We start from the raw sequence: 5,000 nt of genomic DNA on the forward strand, positions 1-5,000 counted from the left end.
ATAAAAATTGACGTTTCACGTTGTTTGTTTCGTTCAGTTTTCAAAGAACTTGTCTGCCGCTCATTTGCGACTCCCTTATGTTAACATTTTCATATTTCAATGTCAACCAAGTTTTTCATTTTGTTTTTATTTCGTTTGCCGCTTTCTGCATTGTTGCTATCGGCGACTTGTTCTATATTACACCTCTAAACTCTAATCGTCAACACCTTTTTATAAAGATATTTAATTTAATATCTTCGTACTCTTTTAGCTCCAGGTAAGGATCTATAAAGATTTCATTAAAATAGAAACCATCGTCTACTTTTCTTTACTAATCTATTCTTCTAAATACTATTCAATTTAGACACTTCTCTATTACAAAGAACTCGCTTCCCCCATCTTACCGAACTTATACGATTGACTCTTTCCAGCTAAACTAGCAACCTTATTTTAACAATTAATAGTATATAATTAGAAAGTTGCTTTATTTTTTATTACCACTCCCTATTCCCCTTTGTTTATCAAATTGTACTATTAATAACATTCTATTAGAAGCAGGTGACGATAAAGAAATTCGAGACTTATTAAAAAGATATTTAGAGCGAGAATTATATATGGTAGATACTGCAATTAACAGCGAAGAAGCATTGCATTTATTTAATCAAAACGACTATAACCTCGTTATATTAGATCTTATGATGCCAAAAGTAGATGGGATTGAAGTCTGTAGAAAACTTAGGGATACAACTAACATACCGATATTAATGCTAACTGCTAAAGATCACGAAGTTGATAAAGTTTTAGGTTTAAGCATTGGGGCTGATGACTATATTACGAAACCTTTCAGTATTCACGAAGTGGTTGCACGAGTAAAATCTCTTATGCGACGCTTTTTAGTTCTTGGAAGTAACACTACTGTACAAGAGAAAACAACTTTAACATTTAAGGGACTAACCATTGATTTTAAAAAATACACAAGTCCATACGAACGGACAAGAGATTGCGTTAACCGAAAAAAAACTTAAACTATTAAAGTTCTTCTCTTCCAACCCAGAGCAATTATTTACAAAAACAAAAATCTTCCGAAATGTGTGGAACGCTAATTATATAGAAGACGATAATACCGTTATGGTACATATTAGAAAACTTAACTGCAAGAGAGAACTTATTAATTAATGCAAAGATAATTGGAGTTCATAAAAGGAATGCAATTGAAGAAGCATTAGAAATTGTAGGTTTGCAGCACGAAACAAAAAAATTAGTAGGAAAATACTCTTTAGGGATGAAACAACGCTTAGGAATTGCACGTGCACTTCTTCATTATCCTGAACTACTCATATTAGATGAACCAACTAACGGTCTAGATCCCATCGGTATTAAAGAAATGCGAAAACTTATTAAATCTTTAGCTCAAGAAAGAAATATAACGATACTCATTTCTAGTCATATATTAGCCGAGGTAGAACAATTAGTCGATCGTATGGGGATTATTCATGAAGGAAGGTTACTAGAGGAAGTTTCTCTTGATACACTGCGTAAAGCAAACCGTAAATACATAGAATTCCAGGTGAATAATGACCATAAAGCTGCGATGCTATTAGAAAATCATTTTCAAATTTTTGATTATGAAGTACGTGATGAAGGGAATATTCGCGTTTACTCTCATTTCGGACAGCAAGGACGCATTAACAGAGCGTTTGTTCTTAACGATATTGAAGTATTAAAAATGGTGATGAGCGCAGACAGATTAGAAGATTATTTCACCAACCTAGTTGGAGGTGGAACGATTGGTTAATCTACTCTATACAGAACTATTAAAACTAAAACGCTCTAATATGTTTTTGATTAGTATTATTGGGGCTGGTGTCGCACCTTTCTTAGTAGTAGTAGCGTCTTATATACACATAAAAACAAAACAGCCAACTCCGACTATTTTATTCCATCAATTATTCACTGAAGTTAACTTATATACTACCTTAATTATAGGATTCCCCTTATATGGAGTAGTGGTTGCTTATCTGTTTACCCGTGAATATACAGAAGATACACTAAAGCATTTACTAACTATCCCAGTATCTCGCATTAGCTTTATTATAAGTAAGTTCATCCTTCTATTCCTTTGGATCATGATGCTAACTTTAGTCGCTTGGGCACTAACTTTATTATTAGGGCTACTAGGTAGCTTCCCTGGATTTAGTATCACCTTACTTTTAGACTCTCTCGTGAAGTTTTTAATATGTGGTGGACTTCTTTTTCTATTATCTTCACCTATTGTACTACTAACTCTTATAATGAAAACCTATGTACCACCTATTATATTAACAATTATTATTACAATGACTAACCTTATGATCGTAAATTCAAAACACAAAGACCTATTCCCATGGACCGCCACTCTAGATATAGCAAATAACGAATTACAATCGACTTATCCACCAGAGTATTCTTATATCATCATCGCGGTAACTACCATTTTCGGATTTATTGCAACACTATTCTATTTTAAGAGAGTAGATATTCATTAATTTACAGGAGTGAAACTATGAGCGATATCATTATTGCCTTCATACTCGGTATTGTAGAGGGATTAGCTGAATTTTTACCTATCTCTTCTACTGGTCATCTTATATTAGTCGGACATTTACTAGGTTTTGAAGGAGAACGGGCAAAAACATTTGAAATTGTCATTCAGTTAGGAGCGATCTTAGCTATCGCTATCTTATATCATAAACGCCTTGTTTCTTTATGTAATATTAAGCCTCTTCTAAGAAAAGAGAAAAAATTTAACGCATTACATGTATTCCTTGGCGTATTTCCGGCAGTAATTGCTGGTTTACTACTACATGATGTTATTAAAACATACTTATTTCAGCCGTATACTGTCGTGATTGGACTTGTAGCAGGGGCAATTCTTATGATTTTTGCAGAAGTAAAAAAGAAAGAGGCAACCGCCTTTTCACTGGATGATTTAACATACCGACAAGCATTAACAATTGGATTATTTCAATGCTTAGCAGTATATCCTGGTTTCTCTAGAGCTGGCTCTACTATTTCTGGAGGTCTATTAGCGAAAGTAAATTATAAGACTGCATCTGAGTTCTCTTTTCTCATTGCTCTTCCTGTAATGGTTGGAGCTACAGGTTTAGACTTATTAAAAAGTTGGAAGTATTTAAGTGTCGATGACATTCCTATGTTTGCCGCAGGATTCATTACCTCTTTTATAGTAGCAATGCTAGCAGTAGTAACTTTTCTGAAGCTTTTAGAGAAGATAGGTTTAAAACCTTTTGCATATTATCGTATTTTATTGGCCATCTTATTTACGCTTTTTGTATTGCTATAGATTCGTATAAGTCACATATTATTAAACCGATATTCAAGTTGGAATATCGGTTTTTTATCTATTTCACCTTTAGTATTACTTGCTTCAATATGGCATAGTGGTAATAAATCACCATTAATATATAAACTTACACGCTATACTTGAAGTCCGCACTTAATAATAGTATTTCTTCTTTAAACACATATACCGGATTAAAAATACACAACTTCATTGATCAAGTGTACCCATCACACTAGTGCAGAACAAGCGTTCCTTAATACTGTAATATATCACTTCCTCTTTGTATTTAAGTAATCATTCTATATTGTTTTTCACTTGTACTTAACTTCTCTACAATAGAGCCTAAATATAATATTTAAGGAGATTTTATCCTAATGCCTATATACAAACAACCGCAGCTATAAGAGCAAATTAAATTACTAACAAAGGCATTTGGTTTCATTTAATAGTATTAATAGTACCAACGGCGAAGTTAGTATTATAGCTGAACTATATGGAGATGAAGAAGGTAACCATCGTGGTATTATCTCTGCCTTAACCGAACTTGAAAGACTAACGGAAGAAAAACAATTACAGTATTGTTTGGCCATTAATCATGATTTCTTAACACCTCTATATGACGGAGATACTCAGCACTACAGTTATATAGAAACTGCAGACAAACCTCTTCCTTGTTTCTATACTTACGGAAGGGAAGTACATGTAGGCGATACATTGTCAGGTATTGATCCTAATTTTATTGCAGACCAAATCACCAATAGGCTACGTAACAACTATAAACTAACCGAATTTATTTATATCAAAGCGATAATAAAGGGACGTATACTATTCAAACAGCAACATGCTCCGGTCATATTTTTTGTGAATTAGAAAATAAACGGTTACCGACGACTAATGATTATAGTATTGTACCCAATAGCCAGGATGAACCTGTAGCAATTATTAGGACAATAGAAGTAACTATAACACCAATGAATGAAGTACCCGAATATTGCTGAAGGTGATTGTACTTATGATTACTGGGGAGACAGCATAATCAACTTGGCCATGCCTTTTCTGAAGATATGCTACTTGTTTGTGAGCATTTTAAACTTATTGATGTAAAAAAATAAATATAGCTTATCATCTATCACTCCAGAAATACGTAGATGACAAGCTATATTTTATTAAACACAAAAAAGACGAGTCATTCTGACTCGTCTTAAGCTTGCTTGGCGACGTCCTACTCTCACAGGGACAAGGTCCCAACTACCATCGGCGCTAGAGAGCTTAACTTCCGTGTTCGGTATGGGAACGGGTGTGACCTCTCTGCCATCATCACCAAACTATGAAGGCATATTCCTTCAAAACTAGATAACATTTGCTACATATTATATGGTTAAGTCCTCGATCTATTAGTATTCGTCAGCTCCACATGTCACCATGCTTCCACCTCGAACCTATCAACCTGATCATCTTTCAGGGATCTTACTAGCTTACGCTATGGGAAATCTCATCTTGAGGGGGGCTTCATGCTTAGATGCTTTCAGCACTTATCCCTTCCGCACATAGCTACCCAGCTATGCCCTTGGCAGAACAACTGGTACACCAGCGGTGCGTCCATCCCGGTCCTCTCGTACTAAGGACAGCTCCTCTCAAATTTCCTACGCCCACGACGGATAGGGACCGAACTGTCTCACGA

At 34.8% G+C, this 5,000-nt stretch carries 2 protein-coding genes, 2 rRNA genes and 3 pseudogenes (1 of these 7 only partly in view); 5 read left to right on the plus strand and 2 right to left on the minus strand.

All coding sequences use genetic code 11. The annotated features are described in order from the left end of the window. Positions 1-512: 512 nt before the first annotated feature. From ACUN28_RS27865 to ACUN28_RS27885, 5 genes and pseudogenes are all read left to right on the plus strand, one after another. A pseudogene (locus ACUN28_RS27865) lies at positions 513-1,146 on the plus strand (response regulator transcription factor); the annotation flags it as partial. Continuing rightward, positions 1,121-1,774 (plus strand): annotated as a pseudogene (locus ACUN28_RS27870) (ATP-binding cassette domain-containing protein); the annotation flags it as partial. The pseudogenes ACUN28_RS27865 and ACUN28_RS27870, both read left to right, overlap by 26 nt. Beyond that, positions 1,767-2,504: an ABC transporter permease gene (locus tag ACUN28_RS27875; RefSeq protein ID WP_016089564.1), complete on the plus strand. Its 738-nt coding sequence runs from the start codon at positions 1,767-1,769 to the stop codon at positions 2,502-2,504. The pseudogene ACUN28_RS27870 and the gene ACUN28_RS27875, both read left to right, overlap by 8 nt. Positions 2,505-2,521: 17 nt before the next feature. After that, the gene (gene uppP / locus ACUN28_RS27880; protein WP_016089565.1) at positions 2,522-3,319 is read left to right on the plus strand and encodes an undecaprenyl-diphosphate phosphatase UppP; all 798 of its coding nucleotides are present in this window, start codon (positions 2,522-2,524) and stop codon (positions 3,317-3,319) included. Positions 3,320-4,146: 827 nt separating this feature from the next. Next, positions 4,147-4,431, plus strand: a pseudogene (locus ACUN28_RS27885) (ASCH domain-containing protein); the annotation flags it as partial. 97 nt (positions 4,432-4,528) lie between these two features. Here ACUN28_RS27885 and rrf read toward each other — a convergent pair. Together rrf and ACUN28_RS27895 are read right to left on the minus strand one after the other, a co-directional pair. Then, positions 4,529-4,644: ribosomal RNA gene (gene rrf, locus ACUN28_RS27890) — 5S ribosomal RNA — on the minus strand. Positions 4,645-4,693: 49 nt separating this feature from the next. Next, positions 4,694-5,000: ribosomal RNA gene (locus ACUN28_RS27895) — 23S ribosomal RNA — on the minus strand (it continues 2,615 nt past the right edge of the window).

Source organism: Bacillus sp. WC2507 (genome assembly GCF_052656125.1).

Excerpts from the sequence above, each read along its gene's own strand:
- uppP (WP_016089565.1), top strand. The coding sequence starts at position 2,522 with ATGAGCGATATCATTATTGCCTTCATACTCGGTATTGTAGAGGGATTA.